General features: G+C 50.8%; 1 protein-coding gene and 1 pseudogene. One reads left to right on the top strand and one right to left on the bottom strand.

What is annotated here, in order from left to right; all coding sequences use genetic code 11:
- Positions 1–1,006, top strand: a pseudogene (locus tag KDK18_RS11195) (peroxidase family protein); the annotation flags it as partial.
- Between the two features lie 68 nt (positions 1,007–1,074).
- On the opposite strand, the gene sstT reads toward KDK18_RS11195, so the two are convergent.
- On the bottom strand, positions 1,075–1,978 hold a 904-nt coding region (sstT, locus tag KDK18_RS11190; protein ID WP_257254984.1), incomplete at its 5' end, for a serine/threonine transporter SstT.

The following is a 1,978-nucleotide window of genomic DNA, read 5'->3' as shown; positions in this document are numbered from 1 at the left end:
GCCCGCGCCTGGTTTAAGCTGACTCACAGAGACATGGGGCCCAGAGCACGCTACCTGGGTCCGGAAGTGCCCAGCGAAGTGATGATCTGGCAAGACCCCGTTCCACCTGTTGATCATGAACTGGTGGATAAAGATGATCAGGAGGCACTTAAGCAGCAGATTCTCGATTCGACCCTCTCCATCCGCGAACTGGTATCAACCGCCTGGGCTTCTGCCTCAACCTTCAGAGGTTCGGATATGCGTGGAGGTGCCAATGGCGCTCGAATCCGACTTGAGCCGCAGAAAAACTGGGCGGTTAATAGACCAGAACAACTCTCACGTGTTCTGCAGCAACTTGAAGATATCCAGCAAGCGTTCAATGGCTCTCAATCAGGTAATAAAAAGATTTCCCTGGCCGACCTGATTGTTCTGGGCGGTTGTGCAGCCATTGAACAGTCTGCTAAAAATGCTGGCCACGATATTGAACTGGTATTCACCCCTGGTCGTATGGATGCTTTACAGCAGCAAACGGATGTTCAGAGCTTTCGGCTACTGGAGCCCATGACAGACGGCTTCAGAAACTATCAGAAAAAAACCACAGATGTACCTGTTGAAGCACTTTTAATCGACAAGGCTCAGCTGTTGACCCTGACCATTCCTGAAATGACGGTGCTTATTGGAGGCATGCGTGTTCTCAATACCAACAGTGACCAGAGTCAGCATGGGGTTTTTACCTCTAAAACAGATGCACTGACCAATGATTTCTTCATCAATCTGCTGAATATGAATACTGAGTGGAAACCGACGTCTGTGGATGAAGATATTTTTGAAGGTCATGATCGTCAAAACCGGTGCCAGTCAGTGGAGTGCAACCCGTGTAGACCTGATTTTTGGCTCTGACTCCGAACTGCGTGCTGTGGCTGAAGTCTACGGTTCATCCGATGCTGGCGAGAAGTTTGTTCATGATTTTGCTGCCGCCTGGGTCAAAGTGATGAATCTTGACCGATTCGATCTCAGAGCTTCCTGATTGTTTCATCATAAAAAAAACCGCCAGGATCAGCTGGCGGTTTTTATGGACTGGATAGTACTTCAGTCTCAGGCATTGACCTCCCGGGTCACCTGAACGACCTGACCGCTTTCTTCAGCAGAGATGCATGCTGCAGCAGTGAACGCAACGTCGGTTGAACTGTTTAGAGCGGTTTCAGCAGAATCCTGGATAACGCCGATGATAAAACCGACAGCAACCACCTGCATGGCCACATCGGCAGAGATCCCGAAAAGACTGCAAGCCAGTGGAATCAGCAGCAGAGAGCCACCTGCAACACCGGAAGCGCCACAGGCCGAGATGGCAGCGATCACACTTAGAATCAGAGCGGTTGGCATGTCTACCTGAATACCCAGAGTGTTAACTGCGGCGAGGGTCATCACAGTGATGGTGATAGCAGCGCCTGCCATGTTGATGGTCGCCCCCAAAGGTATGGATACCGAGTAGGTATCTTCATGTAGATCCAGCTTTTTGCACAGTTCCATGTTCACTGGAATGTTGGCAGCAGAACTACGGGTAAAGAATGCGGTTACACCGCTTTCGCGCAGACATTGGAAAATCAGCGGGTATGGGTTGCGCTTCAGTTTGGCAAACACGATTAGTGGGTTTACAACCAGCGCAATAATCAACATGCAGCTGATCAAAACCATCAGCAGCTGGCCGTACTCAGCCAGGGCAGAGAAACCAGTCTTGGCTACTGTGTTGGCTACCAAACCGAAAATGCCAAAAGGTGCCAGCTGGATAACAAAGCGAACGACGTTGGATACCGCATCGGAAAGGTCGTGAACCACACGTTTGGTGGTATCTGAAGCACGATGCAGCGCGAGACCCAGAGCAACGGCCCAAGCCAGGATACCGATAAAGTTGCCGCTCATCAGGGCTTCAACAGGGTTCTGGACAATGCTGAACAGCAGGGTGTTCAGTACTTCGCCAACACCCTGTGGAGGATTGGCG

This window comes from Endozoicomonas sp. SESOKO3 (assembly GCF_024606255.1).
This window is presented reverse-complemented; position numbering and strand designations above follow the sequence as displayed.